Origin of the sequence: Vibrio navarrensis, assembly GCF_015767675.1 — a bacterium.
Lineage (GTDB): Bacteria > Pseudomonadota > Gammaproteobacteria > Enterobacterales > Vibrionaceae > Vibrio.
Genome location: NZ_CP065217.1, coordinates 72,865 through 92,847 on the forward strand (window position 1 = coordinate 72,865; position 19,983 = coordinate 92,847).

The window sequence follows — 19,983 nt, forward strand, 5'->3', positions numbered from 1 at the left end:
GAGTATATCTGCCATGATATTGGGTAAGTTAACGACATTCAGAATGAAAATATCAACATTCGGACAGGCGAAGATGGCTGGATGTGAATATGGATGGTAAGAGACATTATGGCAGTGATTACCCCAGCAACCCAATTTGACGCTGATGCGCTGCCCGCCAGCGTCATTGGGATCGCCTCAGAGATCGGCCAGCACGATTCCGGTATGCATCAGCACAGCAAAGGGCAGTTACTTTACGCGGCGAAAGGTTGCATGACTTTTGTACTGGACCATTCGCTGTGTACCTTGCCGCCGACAAAAGCCGTGTGGATCCCGCCCAATCTGTCTCATCGCGCGGTGATGACCAATGTGGTGGCCTATCGCTCGCTCTATTTTGATTGTCGCCAGTTCACGGCGCCGACGGAGTTGGTGATGATAGACGTCAACCCACTGTTGCAAGCGTTGATTGAACGCATGGCGTTTTGGCCGTGGGACAAGGCGGAAGAAGAGATGCGCAATATCGTCGCGCTGTTTTGGGAAGAGTTCGCCAGCGCTAAACGTCACTTTTTCCAGCTCCCCTTGCCGCAAGATGCCCGGTTACAACCATTTCGCGCCGCGATGACCCAAGAGACTTTTTTAGCGCCCTCAGCGGCTGAGCTAGCCGAGCGTGTTGGCCTGAGCAGTAAAACCGTCACACGAATGTTTCAAACCGACACGGGTATGTCGTATCAAGAGTGGCGCCAGCAGTGGCGCTTGCTCAAATCGATCGAACTGCTTTCGTCAGGCCTGTGTGTCACCGATGTGGCGTATTGGCTGGAGTTTGCCTCAGACAGCGCCTTTATCGCCTTTTTCAAAAAGCAGACTGGTTACCCGCCGTTGCACTTTATGAAAATTGGGCAAAACTTATGAAGGAGTGGCAAGCACATAAACCAAGTTCAGTGATGGATTCTGCGTTTGTGTGAACTGAGCGCGCATGGCTTTGCATCGCCAAAGTGAGTTGTGTTTACGTGTTGTAGCGCGTTTACCCGTGACTAGCTAGAGGAATTCGCATGAGTCGAACTGTTAAATTATTAATGTTGGGGTGGTTAGGATTATTTTTATCTATACCACCAGTGTGGGCCAGTGTGACTTGGCAAGGACATTGTCGAGACAGGCTCCCTTTTCTTTATTACGAAGATGGACAGTGCAAAGGGCCGGGTGGGGATGTGATCACCCAAGCCATCAGTAAAATGGGTCATCAAATCGAATGGACCAAGGCGCCTTGGGCGAGAACCATTGGTGTTGCTCCACAAGGTGGTGTTGACATCATCCCTTTGCATTCGATGAATGAAGAGCGTGAGACGTACTTACATCCTCTCTTGATGGGCTACGGAAAAAGAGAAGTGTTTTACTTCACTCGTAAAGACTCTGATATTGATGCGAAAGATTTTGATGAAATCGTCAGTAAAGGGTATGTGATTGGTGCGCTTAATGGCAGTTTCTATAGTTCGCAATTCAATCAAAACGTGGATAAGTTGCGCACAAACTTTGTCACCAAGGGTGATCAATTGATCAACATGCTCAAGGCGGGCCGGTTGGATCTGGTTATCACCTCAGAGCAGCATGGTTTGGAGGTGTTTGACAGTGATCCTGAGTTGAGAAAAATTGCCTACAAAGACGTGTCACTGAATGGTCGGTTTTTTAGTGTCCCTAGGCGTTCTGCGAATTATCAATACATTGAGCAATTAGAAGCGATTTTATTGGAGATGCGACGCTCAGGAGAAGTCACTCGTATCTATGAATCTTATGGTTTAGAAGCACCGATCCAGCAAGAATGACCTTGTGGTTGTGAGGTGGAGGCAAATGACCGCGGGCCGGTGAGTTGGCCCGCGGTTATGTTTTTTTGGGCGCCTTAGCGCATAGTAACGAACTCTTCCGAACCGGTTGGGTGGATAGCCACAACTGAGTCGAAATCGGCTTTGGTTGCGCCCATCTTCATCGCCACGCCGAAACCTTGAATCATTTCGTCCACCGCGAAACCGATGCCGTGCAGGCCGACCACTTTCTCATCTTCACCCGCACATACGAGCTTCATCTTGCATGGCTGACGGTGTTGCGTCACCGCGGTGTACATCGCAGTAAAGCCTGATGTGTACACTTTCACGTTCTCTTTGCCATATTGAGCGATCGCTTCTGGTTCAGTCAGGCCAATAGTGCCGATAGGTGGGTGGCTGAACACTACAGTTGGCACCAACTCATAGTCCATCTTCGCGTTGGGTTTGTTGTTGAACAGACGCTCAGAGAGCTGACGACCTGCTTTCACTGCAACCGGGGTGAGTTCTATGCCGCCTTCCATAATATCGCCCACGCAGTAAATGCCTTCTATGTTGGTGGCTTGGAACTCATCGACTTTGATGTAGCCGCGCTCGTTGGTCGCTACGCCGGTTGCGCTCAGGTTGATGGCGTCAGTCGCAGGGTGACGGCCGATTGCCCAGATAAGCTGATCAACGTTTTGGCTTGTACCGTTTTCAAGGTGAAGCGTTAGGCTGCCATCGGCTTCTTTCACCACCTCTTTTGGTACCGAGTGGGTGTGCAATGTTGGGCCTTCTGCCGCCATCACTTCCACTAAGGTGTCGATGATCATAGGGTCGAAGCTGCGCAGTGGTGATTCTTTACGGCAGAACAGGTGAGTTTCGGTGCCAAGCGCGTTGAGTACGCCAGCGATTTCCACCGCGATGTAACCCGCGCCGACCACAGCAACACGTTTTGGTTGCTCTGCTAGGTCGAAGAAGCCGTTGGAATCGATGCCGTATTCCGCGCCCGGAATGTTTGGAATGGTCGGGCGGCCGCCTACGGCGATCAGGATGTGATCCGCGGTGTAGTGCTCACCGTTCACTTCCACGGTTTTCGCATCGATGAATTTCGCGAAGCCTTTAATCACGTTGACTTTGTTGTTGCCGAGCACGCGATCGTAAGATTGATGGATACGGCCAATGTACGCTTGGCGGCTTTCCACCAGTTTGCTCCAGTCGAAGCCTTTTACGTCCACATCAAAGCCGTAATCTGGAGCGTAAAGGCTCATCGCTTCGGCGATTTGCGCGCCATGCCACATCACTTTTTTCGGTACACAACCGACGTTGACACAGGTGCCGCCGAGGTCTTTCGCTTCGATCAGCGCCACTTTCGCGCCATACATGGCTGCACGGTTGGCCGATGCGATACCGCCACTACCACCACCGATACAGATATAGTCAAAATGCGTTGCCATTACTTTCTCCAAGATCTTATTGATTTTTTGAGTGCCCAACATAGATTGGGGTGGCGCGTTGTGAAGTCAATGCCACCGCTTTCCCCCTATCATAAAACGAGTCTAGCAATTTGCTTAATGGGAAAAAGTGACGATGCTTATGACAAATAGCGATGAGAGGATCGGAAAAGCTCGCGCTCAAGGAATATGAGGCAGAGTTAAGTGGCGATGTTGGGTGAAAAAAGCGCAGCGGTTAAGGCGCTGCGCTGAGAGAGGAGGGGCGCTCAGCCGTTATTCCGGTACCACCCACTCGACTTTCCAGTGGCCTGTCGCTGGCGCGATGGCTTGTTGCAGAAACGGCAGAATCTCTTGCATCTGGCTTTCCAGCTTCCACGGCGGGTTTATCACGATCATGCCGGATGCCGTCATGCCGCGCTCGTTGGTGTCGGGTGACACGCCGAGCTCAATTTGTAAGATTTTGCGAATGCCGAGCCCTTCAAGCCCTTCCAGCATGTCATCGATGTCGCAGCGATTGACCACTGGATACCAAATCGCGTAGATGCCCGTCGCCCAACGTTTGTGGCTTTGGTAAATCGCTTGCACCACATCACGGTACTCTTTGGCTAGCTCGTAAGGTGGGTCAATCAGCACTAAACCGCGGCGCTCTTGTGGCGGCAGGCTGGCTTTAAGGCGTGAAAAGCCATCTTCTTTGTAGATGCTCACTTGGTGATCACGGTGAAACTCTTGTTCCAATAGCGGGTAATCGCTTGGGTGAAGCTCGGTGAGTACCATACGATCTTGCTCACGCAACTGAGCACGCGCCACGCGCGGCGAACCTGGGTAGTAACGTAAGTTGTCGCCGTTATTCAGCACCTTGATGGCATCGAGGTAGCTTTTAAGATCTTCAGGAAGATTGTTTTGCTCCCAAATTCGTGCGATGCCTTGTTTGTATTCGCCCGTCTTTTCTGACCATTCATGCGTTAGATCGTAGCGACCCACGCCGGAATGGGTGTCGTGATAGACGAAGGGTTTGTCTTTTTGTTTTAAGGCGTCCAGAATCAAACTCTGAACAATATGCTTTACCACGTCGGCGTGATTGCCAGCGTGAAAACTGTGGCGATAACTCAGCAAAATACACTCTCGTAACACTCTTGGCAGAGTGTGGTCTGGGATGAATAGGGTGATTATATACGCAAGTGATGCGGATGTTGATGGATCTCTCAGCCTAAGCACGGACAAAATTGCTCCACAGTATTGAAATCTGAACCTGTTGCTCATATGTAGTGTCATAATGCAGTACGTATTACCTCCGTTGGCTGAAAAACAGTCGATGGAAGCGCGCAGCCCGTTGGACGCGCGGCTGCCCCAGTCACGCCTATGAACCAAACAAAAGGAATTTATATGTCGAATCCACTGCTTACTTTTACGGATCTGCCTCCGTTTTCTCAAATCAAACCTGAGCATGTGAAACCTGCGGTCGAGCAGGCGATTGCCGATTGCCGCGCCAAGATTGACCAAGTGTTGGCGGACAACAGCAACCCGAGCTGGGAAAGCGTGATTGCGCCGATTGAGGAAGTGGATGATCGCCTGAGCCGCATTTGGTCACCCGTCAGCCATATGAACTCGGTGGTTAACAGCGATGAGCTGCGTGATGCTTATGAAAGCTGCTTGCCGATGCTGTCAGAGTACGGCACTTGGGTCGGTCAGCACAAAGGCCTGTTTGAAGCTTACAAAACCATCAAAGCCAGCGATGAGTATCAAAAACTGACGCAAGCGCAGAAGAAAACCATCACCGATTCACTGCGTGATTTTGAGTTGTCGGGCATCGGCTTGCCTGCGGACGAGCAGCATCGCTACGGCGAGATCAGCAAACGCATGTCGGAGCTGAGCTCGAAATTCTCCAACAACACCCTTGATGCCACCATGGGCTGGACCAAGCACCTCACGGATGAAAAAGAGCTAGCAGGCATGCCTGAATCCGCGCTGGCGGCGGCCAAAGCGGCGGCAGAAGCGAAAGAGCTGGATGGCTATCTGCTGACGCTCGACGTACCGTCGTATCTGCCAGTGATGACTTACTGTGACAACCAAGCGCTGCGCCGTGAAGTTTACGAAGCGTATGTGACGCGCGCCTCTGATCGCGGCCCGAACGCGGGTAAGTGGGACAACACGGAAATCATCAACGAGCAGTTAAAACTGCGCTATGAAATTGCCCGTATGCTGGGTTTTAACACTTACAGCGAAAAATCGCTGGCGACCAAAATGGCCGAGAGCCCAGCACAAGTGCTTGGCTTTTTGAATGATTTGGCCACCAAAGCCAAGCCGCAAGGTGAGCGCGAAGTTGAAGAACTGCGTCAGTTTGCTGAGCAAGAGTTTGGTGTGTCTGAACTCAACGTGTGGGACATCGCTTACTACAGCGAAAAGCAAAAACAGCATCTGTTCCAAATTTCTGATGAAGAGTTGCGCCCTTATTTCCCTGAGTCCAAAGCCGTCAGTGGCCTGTTTGAAGTGCTCAAGCGCGTGTTTGGCATGAGTGTGCAAGAGCGTCAGGGCGTCGATGTTTGGCATAAGTCGGTGCGTTTCTTCGATATTTTTGATGCACAAGGCACGCTGCGCGGCAGTTTCTACCTGGATCTCTACGCGCGTGAACACAAACGTGGCGGCGCGTGGATGGATGAGTGCCGCGTGCGCCGCGTTAACGCGCAAGGCGATCTGCAAACGCCAGTGGCGTATCTGACGTGTAACTTCAACCGTCCGATCGGCAATAAGCCCGCGCTGTTTACGCACGATGAAGTGGTCACGCTGTTCCACGAATTCGGTCATGGCATCCATCACATGTTGACCCAAGTGAGCACGGGTGCGGTTTCTGGCATCAATGGTGTGCCTTGGGATGCGGTTGAGCTGCCAAGCCAGTTCCTCGAAAACTGGTGCTGGGAAGAAGAGGCGCTGGCGTTTATCTCTGGCCACTACGAAACGGGCGAACCGCTGCCTAAAGCGATGCTAGAGAAAATGTTGGCGGCGAAGAACTTCCAGTCGGCGATGGGGATTTTGCGCCAGCTTGAGTTTGGTCTGTTCGATTTCACCCTGCACACTGAGTTCGATCCGGAAGTCGGCCCGCGTGTACTGGAAACGTTGGCGGAAGTGAAACAGAAAGTGGCGGTGCTGCCAGCGGTCGAATGGGCGCGTGCATCGCATAGTTTTGGGCATATCTTTGCGGGTGGTTATAGCGCGGGTTACTACAGCTATCTGTGGGCTGAAGTGCTCTCTTCCGATGCGTTCTCACGTTTTGAAGAAGAAGGGATTTTCAACTCTGAAACGGGGCAAAGCTTCCTGCACAACATTCTTGAGATGGGCGGCAGCGAAGAGCCGATGGAGTTGTTTAAACGCTTCCGCGGCCGTGAACCACAAATTGATGCTTTGCTGCGTCATTGCGGTATTGCGGCGTAATTCAATAAAGCGCGAAAACTTCACACAAGGCCAGCCACAGTGCTGGCCTTGTTTTTTGCTGAACGGCAGCGTTAAGGGTTGACGTTGCGATTGATGGGATTTTGCAGTGAGATGAGGGTTTCGGTGGACTGCACTTCGTCGATCGCTTGCAGTTTGTCGATCAGCACATATTGCAGCTCTTCAATCGATTTGCACATCAGTTTGACGAAAATGTTGTACGCACCGGTGGTGTAGTAAGCCTCCACTACCTCATCAAGGGCGTTGAGCTTTTGCAGTGCCGAGTGGTAATCACGCGCCGCATTGAGATTAATGCCAATAAAACAGCAAACGTCATAGCCGAGTTTCTTGGTATTGACGATCACTTCTGTTCCTTCAATCACCTCGGCGGCTTTCATCTTTTCGATGCGCACGTGAATCGTGGCAGGACTGACGTTAAATTGTTTTGCCATCTCGGCGTAGGGGGTTTTCGCATCCGCCATCAGCGTTTTTAAAATCGCTCGGTCGAGTTCATCCAGTTTGGCGTTGGTTGTCTGCATTCTTTGTCCCTTTTTTAACCGCCGTAAGGGTATAATACTAACAAGGGTCGCTCAGCTTGCACAATCGCACTTTGCGCCTGAATCGACTGAATATTAACAAGGTGAATGCGTGCGTTTTTGTGTCTGTTTACTGCTGCTGTGCTGCAGCGCTTTTGCAACGGCTGAAGAGAAAAAAGTGCTGGTGGTTCACTCCTACCATCAAGGCTTTTACTGGACCGACTCGTTTCAGCGTGGACTGGCGCAGCAGCTAGAGCAGCGTGATATCTCGATGCGCGTGCTCTACTTAGACAGTAAACGCAATCAAAGCGCCCGTTTTCTCAACCAGCTCTATTCTCTCTACAAAACCAAGCTGGAACAGGAGCGTTTTGACGCGATTGTGGTCAGCGACAATATCGCTTTGGCGTTGATGCAGCGCCTTGCCGAGCAGCTTGGTGATACGCCAGTGATCTTTGGCGGAATTAATGATTACCAGCCAAGTTTGCATGCAGGTTTAAAAGCCACTGGCCTCACCGAAGACACCGACATAGTCGCCAACATCGCGCTGATTGAGCGTTTGCAGCCGCAAGTCAAACAGATCTATGTGGTGACGGATCACTCCATCAGCGGGAAAGCGTTGCGCGTACAGATCGACCGCTTTCTCACCGAGCATCCGCGCTATCAGCACAAAGTGATGCACTTGGTGCCGGATAATATGCTGGATCTGGCGCAGCAGACGGCTTGGATGGACATGAGTGATGCGGTGCTGTTTTGGGCTTACTACCGCGATATCAGCGGCCGTTTGACCAGCAATGACGACTGGAAAAAGCTCAACCAAATGAGCCGTTCGCCCATTTATCTGGTGCACGATGTCGGCGTGGGCCATGGTGCGGTGGGTGGGGTGATCCAGAGTGGCTATAAGCAAGGCTTTGAAAGCGGAGAAGTGTTACTCAACGTTCTGGTTAATCCAAGCGCGCCACTGCCCAAAGTGAGGGTGGGAGAGCCGGATATTCGCCTCGATTATCAAGCGGTCGCACGCTGGGGGCTCGGTGTGGAAGGAGAATCGGCCTCGGTGTTTTTCAATAAACCGGAGCCGTTTTTTGAGCGCTATAGCCGCGAGCTCCGCATGGTTGGCATCGCCTTTGTGCTGCTGCTGGGCGTGATTTTGTTGCAAGTTTCCTATCTGCGCCGTTTGCGCCGCAGTGAAAGCCTCGCCAGAGAGAGCCAACTGATCCTCGAATCGATTTTCGACCAAAGCTTGCAGTACATCGGCATTTTGGATCAGCACGGTTGCCTGATTTCAAGCAACAGCCAACTGCAAACACTGCTGTTTTATCCGGGCATGCCGCTTGAGAGACCTTTATGGCAGCACAAGCATTGGGAAGACGAATCAGGCGCCCGTTTAGCGAGCTATTTTGCCTCTTCGGAGTCGATGGTGAGTACCTTTGAAGCGGAGATCTGGAGCGCCGAACAAGGCTCGATAGTGCTGGAAGTGTCGCTCAAGCCTTTCTCTTCTCAAACCAAAAAAGCGCCGCGCTATCTGTTTGAAGCGCGCGATATCACCTCGCGTAAAGTGATGGAGGATAAACTCTACAAGCGCGAATCGAATCTGCGTAATTACTACGAGCAGCAACCGGTGATGATGGTGACGCTTGATGCCAACAATCGCATCCAGCAGGTCAATCGTTTTGCCCAGCAGTTGTTGGGGTATCCACAAATGTCGATGCTCGGCCATCATTTGCACGATTTTTATTGCGACAGCAAAGCGATGAACCCACGCCAAGTACTATTGCAGCCCGATCCGGATATGAAAGGGGTGTGGCGGCGTGAAATTGAGTATCGCCATACCAATGGTGAAGCGGTCTGGGTGCGGGAAAATATTCGCCCGTTAACCGAATCAGGTCAGGTGTTGATTGTCGGCGAAGACATTTCGCACAACAAACAGTTGGCGACGCAGTTGGAGTATCAGGCCAAGTACGATTTGTTGACCGACACTTACAATCGCAACCAGTTTGAGATCGAACTCAAGCGCTCGCTGGGCGAAGTCGAAAGCCATCGCCGCGTACACGCCATGTTGTACATTGATATGGACCAGCTCAAGGTGCTCAATGATACCGCCGGCCACGATGCGGGAGATGCCGCAATCCAATATTGCGCCAGCATGCTGGAAGAGGTGTTGCCTCACAACGCCGTTTTGGCGCGCCTCGGCGGCGACGAATTTGCCGTGCTGCTTAAAGACAGCAACGAGCACACCGCGATTGGTGTTGCCAAATCGATTCTCGCCACTTTAGGTGCCGAGCCGTTTGTCTGGGAGACGGTACGGCTCAACCTCACCTGCTCGATTGGCATTCGCATGATCGACCACACCGCTGATTCGCCGCAAATGGTTCACGCACAAGCCGACACCGCCTGCCACGCCGCCAAAGAGCTTGGGCGCAACCGCTATCAACTGTTTAGCCTCGATAGCGAAGAGTTGCAGCGCCGCCAGCAGGAGATGGAGAGCGTCAATCTCGTGCACGATGCGCTGGCCAACGATCGTCTGCAACTGTTCGCCCAGCGCATTTTGCCGCTTAGCCGAGAGTGTAAAAAAATGCACTTTGAGATCTTGGTGCGCATTCGTGACAGTGATAATCGTTATCTGTCGCCCGCTATTTTTATGCCAGCGTCGGAGCGCTACAACATCGCCCATCTGATCGACGAGCAAGTGGTCAATCAAACCCTCGATTGGCTGGAAGCGCGGCCAGAGGTGGTCGCGCGTCTGGGGCGCTGTTCGATTAACCTCTCCGGTCATTCGATGGGGAATCCGGAGTTCATTCAATTCTTGCTCGATCGTCTGGCGAACAGTGTGATTCCTTGCGAAAGATTGTGCTTAGAAATCACTGAAACCGCTGCGATGAAAAACGTCGCGCTGGCGATGGAGTTTTTTGCCCAGCTCAAAGCTTTGGGTTGTCTGATCGCGCTGGATGACTTTGGCTCGGGCCTCTCCTCGTTTGGTTACTTGCGCCAGCTGCCGCTGGATATTGTCAAAATCGACGGCATGTTCGTGCGTGATATGCATGAAAATGAGACGGACCTTATCATGGTGCGCGCGATTAACGAGCTCGCCCAGCAGATGAAAAAGCAGACGGTGGCAGAGTTTGTCGAAAATCCAGACATCATAGACAGGTTGCTGGAACTCGGGGTCGACTATGCCCAAGGTTACGTGATCGGCAAGCCGAAACCGCTGGGCGAATTGATCGAGGAATTGCTTGCCGAGCTTGAGCGTTAACGGCGCGTTGCCAGCCAACAATCTCTGGGGTTTCTGTGAGCGTTACGCTACACTCGCGGCGATTATTTTCTTACTTTTCTGGGAGCTTTCAGTGCAACTACAGCTGATTTGTGAAGACGTGACGATGCAAGCGCAACTGGACGCCATCGCTGCTCGCTGGCAACTGGTGCAGGATGAGCAGAGCGTGATGGCTCTGGTGTTGACACCGCAGCGGCTGGAATTGCGTAAACTGGACGAGCCTAAACTGGGCGCGATTTATGTCGATTTGGTGGGCGGCGCGGTTGGCCATCGGCGCAAATTTGGCGGTGGAAAAGGGCAGGCGATCGCCAAAGCCGCAGGGCTTAATAAAGGGGCGACACCGAGTGTGCTCGATGGTACCGCAGGCCTTGGTCGAGACGCCTTTGTGCTCGCTTCGCTCGGTTGCAAAGTGCAGATGGTCGAGCGTAATCCGGTGGTGGCGGCGCTGCTGGAAGATGGTTTGCAACGCGCCAAACAGGATGTGGAAATTGGCCCGTGGGTCAGTGAGCGTATGTCGCTGCTGCACGCTTCCAGCCACGATGCATTAACGCAACTGGTTAGCGATCCGAATTTTGTCCGTCCGGACGTGGTCTATCTCGATCCTATGTACCCGCATCCAGAGAATAAGAAAAAAAGTGCGCTGGTGAAAAAAGAGATGCGCGTGTTTCAATCCTTGGTGGGCGCCGATAGCGACGCCGATGCCTTACTGGCGCCCGCTTTGGCCCTGGCGAGCAAACGGGTCGTGGTCAAACGCCCTGACTATGCAGAGTGGCTCGATGGACAAAAACCGGCGATGGCGATCGAAACCAAAAAGAATCGTTTTGACGTCTATGTTAATGCATCAATGAGTTAGCTCCTCGGCAAGTAAAGGAGCGCGTTTTGCGGTGATAACTCGCTTGCTAAATATTCCGCTGCGCTGTATATCTTAGTAAGAATTATTATTATTCAAAATATCAACGATGGATACACATCGCGCACGCTGGAGTAGTAGCATGGCAAAACGCTTTTGTAAGATGAACCGTAAAGAGATCGCGGATCAACTGGGGGAAATTCACCAATTGGTCGCCGCGCCCAAATATCTTTGCCGGGCCTGCGCTCGTTCGTCGGCAGCGAAAGGTTCACTGTGTAAGCCGCAAGCGATTCCATCGTTAAAAGCGTTGCGCCATAATGCGGCGCAAAGCGAACCGAAAAACGAGCATATAGTTAGCCAACCTGAGCCGATTGTGGTTAAACCAAGTTTGCCGATGGAGAGTGCAGAGGCCACCGCCTCGGTGAGCGCGCCGTTAAGCGGCTTTGCCATAAGCTTGCTCTCGCTCAATAAGAAGCAACTGAAAAAAGCCAAGAAAGCGCTGAAAAAGCAGCGTAAGTACCACAAGAAACTGGCTAAGTTAGCCAAGAAAAAGGCCAAACAGTTGAAACGAAGAGAGAAGCTTGAGCGCAAATTGCATAAGTTCAGTGGCGTGCTGCGGGTGCTGAATCATACTCAAGCGGTGCGCCAAGAGACGCCCATGCACTGAGTGAGACGCTAAAAAACCGCCCACATGTCGTGGGCGGTTTTTATTAACGGACTATTCTATCAACGGGCTTTTTTATCAACGAACTTTTTTATTAACGGACTGCGCGTGCGTAGTCGCGCTCGACTTTCGCTTTCACCCAACGTTCGTTTATCCACAGTGATAGCAGAATAACTCCGCCTCCGACGGCAAGCCTCAGCAAGTCAACATCGCGGTTCCAGATCACGATGTTGACAATCAGCCCAGCGGGCACCAAGGCGTTATTCATCACCGCCAGCGCACCTGCGTTGACCATAGTCGCGCCTTTATTCCAGGCAAAATAGCCCAGTCCAGACGCAATCAGCCCCAAGTAAATCAAAATGCCCCACTGCACATCAGTGGTCGGTAGCTTATTGACGTTGCCGAGCAGAGCAAACGCCACCAATGCCACGCACAGCGCACCGAGGTAGAAGTAGCCAAACACCGTATGCTGCGGCAAATCCAGCGACTCTTTTTCCATGATGAACTTATAACCCACTTGGCCGATGGCGAAACAAAGGTTTGCGCCTTGCACCACCAAAAAGCCCAGCAAGAAATTCTCATTAATGGTGGAGAATTTAATCAGCGCCGCACCTGCCACCGCAATCAGCGCCGTGAGCAAGTACCAAGGGGAGAAGCGCCCTTTCAACAGGTCATAAATCAGGGTGACGTAAATGGGCGTGAAAACGGTAAACAGCAACACTTCCGGTACCGACAGCAGCAGGAAAGATTGGTAGTAGAAACAGTACATCAGGCCAAGTTGAAAAGCGCCAACCAGCATCAGTTTGCCGATCAGCGTTTTACTGATCCCTTTGAATTTGAGAAACGGCAGAAAAACCACACTGGCCAATGCGACGCGCATCAGCACAGAGAACCAAGAATCGACCTGACCGGCGAGATACACGCCGATCAGGCTAAAGGAGAATGCCCATAGTAGGGTGACTGCATTGAGATAAAACATAACTGAGAGTAATTATTAATCAATTCGCGCAGTCTACCGATTTGCGATGGGCGGCAAAAGCAAAACTTATTCTTTCAGTGGTACAACCAGCATATCCACTGGCGAGCAGTTGATCAGTTGGCGAGTAGAAGAGAGCAGTTTGCTCCAAAAATCTTGATGATGGCCACACACCAGCAGGTCGATATTGTATTCGCCAATGGTGTCGCACAACTCATTGCTTAAATCGCCACTGCCGACCAAAGTATGAGTGATGGGAAAGTTAGCGTATTCCGCCAAATTGGTGAGTTGGGTGCGCGAGGCTTCCATCGCATGGTGCTGGGCTTCGGCCATGTTGATGTCGATAAGGCCGGTATAGAGTTCGGCATAATTAACATCAATGTGAATAAAGGAAACTTTGGCTTCCAGTGCTTTTGCAAGAGAAACGGCTTTATCTATCAGTAGTTTGCTGTCGTCAGACAGATCAATGGCAACCAGTATGTGTTGATAACTCATGGTGTGGTCTCCTTTATCATTTTCCCCTTTGGGTATAGTTCAACATTAGCACTTAGGTGAACAGTTTTTTGCCGTTGGGATCTCAGAACCGTATCCAGTGAACAAAGAGTTATCGAATTTTTCGTGTTATAGTTGCCGGCCACAGACATTAAAATATCAGGAGCCCACATGCTGTCTCAGACTATGGTCGACCAACTGAATGAGCAAATTAATCTGGAATTTTTCTCATCCAATCTATACTTACAAATGAGTGCTTGGTGTGAAGATAAAGGTTTTGATGGCGCAGCGCAGTTTTTACGTACGCATGCGGTAGAAGAAATGGGCCACATGCAGCGTTTGTTTACTTATGTGAGCGAAACTGGGGCTCTGCCAATTTTAGGCGCCATCGCTGCACCAAAACATGATTTCGTGAGCTTGGGCGAAGTGTTCCGTGAAACCTACGAACATGAAAAAATGATCACAGAACAAATCAATAAACTGGCTCACCTTGCCTTTACCTGTCAGGACTATTCAACCTTCAACTTCCTGCAGTGGTATGTGGCTGAGCAGCACGAAGAAGAAAAGCTGTTTAAAGGGATTTTAGACAAGATCGAACTTGTGGGTGAAGACGGCAAGGCACTGTTCTTTATCGACAAAGATCTGGCACAACTGGCGAAAGAAGGTTCATCTTCAGTGATGGATGCTCCAGCTGCGTAACGGGACGCTAAGTTCCCGGTAGCGGGAAAAAAGGCGACGATCGTCTTTTTCTCTTGAGCATTGTTGAAGATGTAGGGAGGAAAAGATGATCAATGCAGATATTATCCAATTTACGCTCATGGTGGTGACTGGCGTTAATCTTGCCCGTTATCTCACCGCACTTCGTTCTCTTATCTACATCATGCGAGAAGCCCACCCGCTCTTGTATCAACAAGTGGATGGCAACGGCTTTTTCACCACACATGGGAATGTCACCAAGCAGGTGCGCCTCTATCACTATTTAAAAAGCCGCGAATATCACCACCATCATGACCCTGTGTTTACTGGCAAATGCGACCGCGTACGCGAGTTGTTTGTTCTTTCTGTCAGCTTGATGGGGGTGACACTGCTGGCGGCATTTCTTCTGTAAGCGAGTGCTTGGAAAATAACCCGCTTTCGCATTAGAATAGCGGCGAAAAAGTAAGGATGTGCCAACTGCACATCCTTTTTTATTGCCAGAGAGATTCACGAGCATGAGTAAACAGTTTGATGTCGTCATTATTGGTGCCGGAGCCGCAGGATTGATGTGCGCCGCCGAGGCGGGTCGTCGTGGCCGCCGGGTACTGGTGGTCGATCACGCCAAAAAGCCAGGACGCAAAATCCTCATTTCCGGTGGTGGCCGTTGCAATTTCACCAATAATGATGTGTCAGCGAAAAATTATTTATGCCGCAACCCGCATTTCGTTAAGTCGGCGCTTTCCCAGTACAGCAATTGGGATTTTATCTCGATGATCTACAAGTACGGCATTGAATTTGAAGAGCGCGATCACGGCCAGCTGTTTTGTGTCGATTCCGCGAAAGAGATCGTCAACATGCTGCTCAGTGAGTGCGATCAACCCAACATTACTCAGCGCTACCAAGTGCAACTCACTGAGATTGAAAAAACCGAGCAAGGCTTTGTGCTACGTGCGGGCGCAGAAGTGTTTGAATGCCAATCTTTGGTGGTGGCGACAGGCGGCCTGTCGATGCCGAAGTTGGGTGCTACCCCTTATGGCTACAAGATTGCCGAGCAGTTTGGCATTCCGGTGGTGCCGACCTGCGCGGGATTAGTGCCGTTTACTTTGCACAAAGAGGACAAAGAAGCGTTTGCTGAGCTCTCCGGTATCGCGATTCCGTCGGAGATCACCGCAGAGGACGGCACCATGTTCAAAGAGGCGCTGCTGTTCACCCATCGCGGCTTGTCGGGTCCTGCGGTACTGCAAATCTCTTCTTACTGGCAAGCAGGGCAAGCGGTGAACGTGAATCTGGTGCCTGAAGTCGATCTGCATGAACTGCTGACGCGTAACCTAGAAAAACACCCTAACCAGAGCATGAAAAACACCTTGGCCAAGGTGCTACCTAAGCGTTTAGTCGAAGTACTGATTGAACGTAATGAGCTGAGTGACAAGCCGCTCAAACAATACAACAGCAAAGAGTTGCAAACGGTGATTGAAACGCTGCAACAGTGGAAAATCGCTCCGAATGGGACCGAAGGCTATCGCACGGCGGAAGTGACCTTAGGCGGCGTCGATACCGATTATCTCTCATCGAAAACCATGGAGTGCAAAACCGTCTCTGGTTTGTACTTCATTGGTGAAGTGATGGATGTTACCGGCTGGCTCGGTGGGTACAATTTCCAGTGGTGCTGGTCGAGCGGCTTTGTCGCGGGGCAGTGGGTGTAAATTGTTTTGGAACAATAAAGTTTGTACACTGTTGAAAAAGTTTGTACATATATGTTATTTGGAATAATAAAGTTTGTACACTAGGCTATAATATATTTTATCGAATTGGGTAGAGTATATGTTGTGGCTGGACGAAGAAAACTTGAAAAGCTCGCTGATTTCAAGCGGGCTTTAAAACAAAAATATGGCTTAGGTGAAGGCGCTAATTACACTCCTTGGATAAGAGTTCAGGATGTTAAATCTCATGGGCACAGCGGTAAGATTGAAGGAATTAAATCAGGCCGACCTCATCATGCTTTATCTGAGCAAGAATCATGCTTTTTCTATTTAGCTGAGTTTTCCGATTCAGTGATTGATATCAGAGAGCAGTTCCCTTTACTTCCTCTCACACTCTCATTAAAAATATCTAAGTTACTTGATGTTGATCACCCCAAGCATCCAACCACTAAAGATCCAATCATCATGACCACCGATTTTCTTTTAACCTGTAGTGATGGAAAGCGGATTTGGTATGAAGCTGTAACTGTGAAGCCTAGTGAAAAGCTTTCAGATAAGAGGACGGCAGAAAAGCTCGATATCGAAAGAGTCTGGTGGGAGCTATTAGGCGTTCCCTTTCATGTGTTTTTCCTATCAGAACTGAATCAGATTAAGTCAAAGAATATTCAATGGATTACCGATCCTCTGCGCAAAAAGTACTTATCACCTTCGAATAAAGTTAGAGAAAAAGCCAAGCGTTTGTTGACGGTGGGTACGATGCAATTAAGTGATGTTTGCAACACATTTTCTGATCAAATCGGTATGACAAATGATGATGCATTGATGTTATTAAAGCATTTAATAGCCGATAAAGAAGTGATTGTTGATTTAGCTCGCCCCATAGTTCTATCTGGGATGATTGAAATTACTGAAATTAAGTTTGATAGGAAATCAAGGAAATATGCAGGTTGAATTAAATAGTGTATGGAAAATTAATAACTTAGATGGGCTAAGTGAAGGTCTATACCGAGTTTTACAGCTCTATACTGAAGAGCATATTGCCATTCTGTTTCCTTTGTTAGATTCAAAGGCTTTACAACGACCTCTCAAGCTTGATTTTGACCTTCTTAATGAAGCGATTAAAGTTGGCAACGCCCAATTAAGTTCATATGAACTGCCTTACTATCAACAGCAGTCAGAAGACGATATTTCAGAGAGTTACCTTGTAAAAAGAGATGAGAAATACCGACTCATTATCGAGTTAGTATCTGATCCAAATTTTCTGCTAAATTTGGTTGATAAGCCTCGTAGTAAAGCTGTTTCGATATACGCGAAAGCCCAAAACACATATGTGCAGAATGTCTATCGAGCACTAAATCTTTATTGGAAATATGGTCAAGAACGAAATGCACTCTTACCGAGTTACAAGAATTCTGGGGGGAGAGGTAAATCAAGAGTAGCTGGAATAACAAAGCGTGGCTCTCCGATACAACTATCCAGTCCAAGTATTGAAGCTCCTGAAGGTGTTAATACCACTGAGTACGATAAAACGCTGTTTCTTAGAGCAATGAGGGAATTCGGACTTAAAGGTGAAAAAGTCAAATTCAGTCGCGTGTATGACAAAATGCTCAAAGAATACTATTCAGAGGAGCTAATTACTGCTGAATCAGAGTCGCGAGATGCTTTGGTACCTAACTACCGAGCATTTGTTTACTGGATTAAGAAACTAGTTCCTGCGCATACACTCATACGTAAACAGACCAATCAGGGTGACTTTGACCGCAATAAGCGTGGCTTGAAAGGTTCTGCAACTGATCATACCGAAGTTCCTGGCAGTTGCTTTGAACTGGATGCAACTGTTTTGGATGTCCACATCGTCTCAGACTTTCAGAGAAATCATGTACTAGGAAGGCCAACTGTTTACTGCGTGGTTGATAAAGAAAGTCGCATGATTGTCGGGCTGCATGTTTCCATGGAATATGCTTCCTGGAGAGCTGGTCGGCAGGCTTTGATTAATAGTTTTACCTTAAAGAAAGAATATTGCGCTGAGTTCGGTATTGAAATAGAAGAAGCAGATTGGCCTTGTAACCATATCCCTCAACGACTGCTTTGTGATCGTGGTGAGTTTATTTGCAAAAATGCAGAAAATTTCGCAGTACCATTAATTGGACACTTGAGCATAGCGCCACCTTACAGGGCTGAACTAAAAGGGATAGTTGAGCATCGTTTTAATATCTTAAATAAAAAGCTAGTCCACGAGTTGTTAGGGACAACTAAAGGGCGGCATTACATCAGAGGTGATAGAGATCCCAGGTTGGATGCAACATTTACACTTAGAGAAGTAACCAAGCTTCTTATCGATGAGGTATTAGAGCATAACAGTTCTATATTTAAAGACTTAGCCAAGCAGAGCTCTTTACCAGGGCGTCCGCATGAATGGTTAGAATTTAGTCATTGACTTAAATCCAGCAACTAAGACTTGCTCCAAGAAGCCGGGGTTCATCATGCAACGTTTCTGCTTCATTGGCACACTAATTTTGCTTGGCTCAGCTCTTAGCATGTTAAGTGCCATGTGTCTTAAACCTGCCAAATTTTCAGCCGCGTTTTGTCGGTAAATCTGACAAGCGTCTTCTCGCATGCTCACATCTAAAATCCAGTGCATTGACTCTATGCCCCAGTGGGCTCGAATGGCATTTCCTGCCTGCTCCGCGGTCAGGTCTGCTGAACTTATGTAGTAGCGGTACTCCAACTTTGGCGCTTTACCTTTGGCTACTCGGTAATTTTCAACCATGACAATACTGGTGAGTCCGCTCCACGTTGAGAAGTCACCCTCTAACTCACTAGCCTTGAGTACATGGCAAGTACGTGCTTCAACGCGGCCTTTTTGTTTCTCGATTTGATAGGTGGTTTTGTCAATTGGGGCACGGCGGTGTGGGGCGAAGGCTGTCTGTATGGCTGCCGACAACTTGCCTTGATTCCCCTTTACTGCCAACAAGTAATCACCGCCCTTGCTAGTGATCGCCTTGGCAATCTTGGTCTGGCAGGCCATCGCATCAATCGTCACGATAGCTCCTCGCAAGTCGAGCATCTTAATAAGCTCTGGAATCGCGGTAATTTCATTGCTTTTATTGTTGGTTTTGAGTTGACCCAGTACCATTTGGTTAGCACTTGCATAGGCGCTCACCATATGGATGGTGCTTTGCCTGTCGTCTCTATCGTAGGAGCCGCGCAAAGTCTTGCCATCAATGGCAACCACCTCACCAAACGTCATGGTATGTACCGCATTCATCCAACCCAGGAAGCAGTCGCGAAACTCGGCAGGATCAATATTTGCAATCAAACGAGCAAAGGTATCGTCGACAGGCACACCGTTTTCAAACAGCCCCTGTTTAAGAAACCACTCATGGTGGCCAAGAACATATTCACGAATGTCAGTCCAGCCTTGACCTCCGGCTATCACGGCACAGATAGACCCAAACAAAATATCAAACAGAGGATAATCAACTTTTGCACTTTGCCGTTTGTCACGGATGATACTGAAATGCGCTTTGATGGTATTAATATTCATGGTCGCTCCCCAAAAGAAGAGCATAAGATCACAGACCGTGCTTCAGGTCAAATTTAACCTTGCGTTGTACAAGAAATGTTCATGATCTTGCCCTGACCAATGGGTGCAGGACTTACATTTGGTTGGGCGGGTTTCGCTGAAGTTGATTTATCAGTCAATGAAGCACTTGAGATTGCAACAACAGCAACTACTGAAACTAGTACAAACTCTTCTGGAAGTGATAATCGCCGTGAACGTGAAACAGACGGACGACATGGAGGTTGGAACTCAAGAGAAGGCAGAACACATAGAAATGACGGTGATCATGGCCGTTCAATAGAAAACTAAAACAATTAAAAGTTGGGATAGCCAATATGGAACCAGATTATTGCAAGTTTGTCTCGAATGACTTTATATTTTGGGGCTTTACATTACTACTTTTAAATGGTTGGGTCCGTTTTGCTATTACTGCAAAAACAGGTAAATGGCCTCAACTGCCATTTAATCAAGACAGAGTGAAGCTATATAAAGTTGGCGGCTCACTGGCTTTTATTTTTTGCAGTATTCTACTTTTTATGGTCGTACATGCAAAGTATTTTGGTGCTTGTGAATTGCCCTAGACGTACCAGTTT

The 19,983-nt window shown here is 49.3% G+C and carries 19 protein-coding genes; 13 read left to right on the forward strand and 6 right to left on the reverse strand.

Annotated elements, in window-relative coordinates; genetic code table 11:
- Window positions 1-108 precede the first annotated feature (108 nt).
- Both I3X05_RS00330 and I3X05_RS00335 read left to right on the forward strand, forming a co-directional pair.
- Entirely contained in the window at window positions 109-888 is a 780-nt protein-coding gene (locus I3X05_RS00330; RefSeq protein ID WP_045569601.1) for an AraC family transcriptional regulator, read from the forward strand.
- Between the two features lie 140 nt (window positions 889-1,028).
- The gene (locus tag I3X05_RS00335) at window positions 1,029-1,796 is read left to right on the forward strand and encodes a substrate-binding periplasmic protein (RefSeq protein WP_337970884.1); all 768 of its coding nucleotides are present in this window, start codon (window positions 1,029-1,031) and stop codon (window positions 1,794-1,796) included.
- 74 nt (window positions 1,797-1,870) lie between these two features.
- Here I3X05_RS00335 and gorA read toward each other — a convergent pair whose 3' ends face one another.
- The gene (gorA, locus tag I3X05_RS00340; RefSeq protein WP_337970885.1) at window positions 1,871-3,226 is read right to left on the reverse strand and encodes a glutathione-disulfide reductase; all 1,356 of its coding nucleotides are present in this window, start codon (window positions 3,224-3,226) and stop codon (window positions 1,871-1,873) included.
- Window positions 3,227-3,496: 270 nt separating this feature from the next.
- Window positions 3,497-4,336: a 23S rRNA (adenine(2030)-N(6))-methyltransferase RlmJ gene (locus tag I3X05_RS00345; RefSeq protein WP_045572322.1), complete on the reverse strand. Its 840-nt coding sequence runs from the start codon at window positions 4,334-4,336 to the stop codon at window positions 3,497-3,499.
- Between the two features lie 270 nt (window positions 4,337-4,606).
- Between I3X05_RS00345 and prlC the strand changes: the two genes are divergently transcribed.
- Window positions 4,607-6,649, forward strand: a complete 2,043-nt coding sequence (gene prlC / locus I3X05_RS00350) for an oligopeptidase A (protein WP_193167035.1) — start codon at window positions 4,607-4,609, stop codon at window positions 6,647-6,649.
- 71 nt (window positions 6,650-6,720) lie between these two features.
- Here the strand turns inward: prlC and asnC are convergent, their stop codons facing one another.
- Window positions 6,721-7,185 (reverse strand): transcriptional regulator AsnC, encoded by a 465-nt coding sequence (gene asnC, locus I3X05_RS00355; protein WP_039422561.1) that lies wholly within the window; start codon window positions 7,183-7,185, stop codon window positions 6,721-6,723.
- 109 nt (window positions 7,186-7,294) lie between these two features.
- On the opposite strand from asnC, the gene I3X05_RS00360 reads away from it, so the two are divergent.
- The 3 genes from I3X05_RS00360 (at window position 7,295) to I3X05_RS00370 (ending at window position 11,964) form a co-directional block, all read left to right on the forward strand.
- On the forward strand, window positions 7,295-10,429 hold the full coding sequence (locus I3X05_RS00360) for an EAL domain-containing protein (protein WP_337970886.1): 3,135 nt from the start codon (window positions 7,295-7,297) through the stop codon (window positions 10,427-10,429).
- A 91-nt stretch (window positions 10,430-10,520) separates the two neighbouring features.
- Window positions 10,521-11,300 carry a class I SAM-dependent methyltransferase gene (locus I3X05_RS00365; RefSeq protein WP_039462382.1) on the forward strand — a complete coding sequence of 260 codons (780 nt, stop codon included), beginning with the start codon at window positions 10,521-10,523 and terminating at the stop codon, window positions 11,298-11,300.
- Between the two features lie 139 nt (window positions 11,301-11,439).
- Complete coding sequence (locus I3X05_RS00370; protein ID WP_045572325.1) at window positions 11,440-11,964, forward strand: hypothetical protein; 525 nt, start codon at window positions 11,440-11,442, stop codon at window positions 11,962-11,964.
- Between the two features lie 91 nt (window positions 11,965-12,055).
- On the opposite strand, the gene I3X05_RS00375 is transcribed toward I3X05_RS00370, so the two are convergent.
- A complete protein-coding gene (locus I3X05_RS00375) occupies window positions 12,056-12,940 on the reverse strand; it encodes a carboxylate/amino acid/amine transporter (protein WP_045572326.1) in 885 nt (294 codons plus the stop codon).
- Between the two features lie 66 nt (window positions 12,941-13,006).
- A complete protein-coding gene (gene uspA / locus I3X05_RS00380; RefSeq protein ID WP_039422571.1) occupies window positions 13,007-13,432 on the reverse strand; it encodes a universal stress protein UspA in 426 nt (141 codons plus the stop codon).
- A gap of 168 nt (window positions 13,433-13,600) precedes the next feature.
- Between uspA and ftnA the strand changes: the two genes are divergently transcribed.
- From ftnA to I3X05_RS00405, 5 genes are all read left to right on the forward strand, one after another.
- Complete coding sequence (ftnA, locus tag I3X05_RS00385; protein WP_039433695.1) at window positions 13,601-14,128, forward strand: non-heme ferritin; 528 nt, start codon at window positions 13,601-13,603, stop codon at window positions 14,126-14,128.
- An 85-nt stretch (window positions 14,129-14,213) separates the two neighbouring features.
- Entirely contained in the window at window positions 14,214-14,537 is a 324-nt protein-coding gene (uspB, locus tag I3X05_RS00390; RefSeq protein WP_045572327.1) for a universal stress protein UspB, read from the forward strand.
- 103 nt (window positions 14,538-14,640) lie between these two features.
- Window positions 14,641-15,828, forward strand: a complete 1,188-nt coding sequence (locus I3X05_RS00395) for an NAD(P)/FAD-dependent oxidoreductase (RefSeq protein WP_045572328.1) — start codon at window positions 14,641-14,643, stop codon at window positions 15,826-15,828.
- A gap of 123 nt (window positions 15,829-15,951) precedes the next feature.
- Window positions 15,952-16,776, forward strand: coding sequence for a TnsA endonuclease N-terminal domain-containing protein (locus I3X05_RS00400; RefSeq protein ID WP_337970887.1), 825 nt, complete (start codon window positions 15,952-15,954; stop codon window positions 16,774-16,776).
- Window positions 16,766-18,262, forward strand: a complete 1,497-nt coding sequence (locus tag I3X05_RS00405) for a transposase (protein WP_337970888.1) — start codon at window positions 16,766-16,768, stop codon at window positions 18,260-18,262. Before I3X05_RS00400 ends, I3X05_RS00405 begins: the two co-directional genes overlap by 11 nt.
- On the opposite strand, the gene I3X05_RS00410 is transcribed toward I3X05_RS00405, so the two are convergent.
- Window positions 18,245-19,372 (reverse strand): ISAs1 family transposase, encoded by a 1,128-nt coding sequence (locus tag I3X05_RS00410; protein ID WP_337970597.1) that lies wholly within the window; start codon window positions 19,370-19,372, stop codon window positions 18,245-18,247. The genes I3X05_RS00405 and I3X05_RS00410 overlap by 18 nt on opposite strands.
- 157 nt (window positions 19,373-19,529) lie before the next feature.
- On the opposite strand from I3X05_RS00410, the gene I3X05_RS00415 reads away from it, so the two are divergent.
- Together I3X05_RS00415 and I3X05_RS00420 are read left to right on the forward strand one after the other, a co-directional pair.
- Window positions 19,530-19,691, forward strand: a complete 162-nt coding sequence (locus tag I3X05_RS00415; RefSeq protein ID WP_337970889.1) for a hypothetical protein — start codon at window positions 19,530-19,532, stop codon at window positions 19,689-19,691.
- 34 nt (window positions 19,692-19,725) lie between these two features.
- Complete coding sequence (locus I3X05_RS00420; RefSeq protein WP_337970890.1) at window positions 19,726-19,971, forward strand: hypothetical protein; 246 nt, start codon at window positions 19,726-19,728, stop codon at window positions 19,969-19,971.
- The last annotated feature ends 12 nt before the right edge of the window (window positions 19,972-19,983 follow it).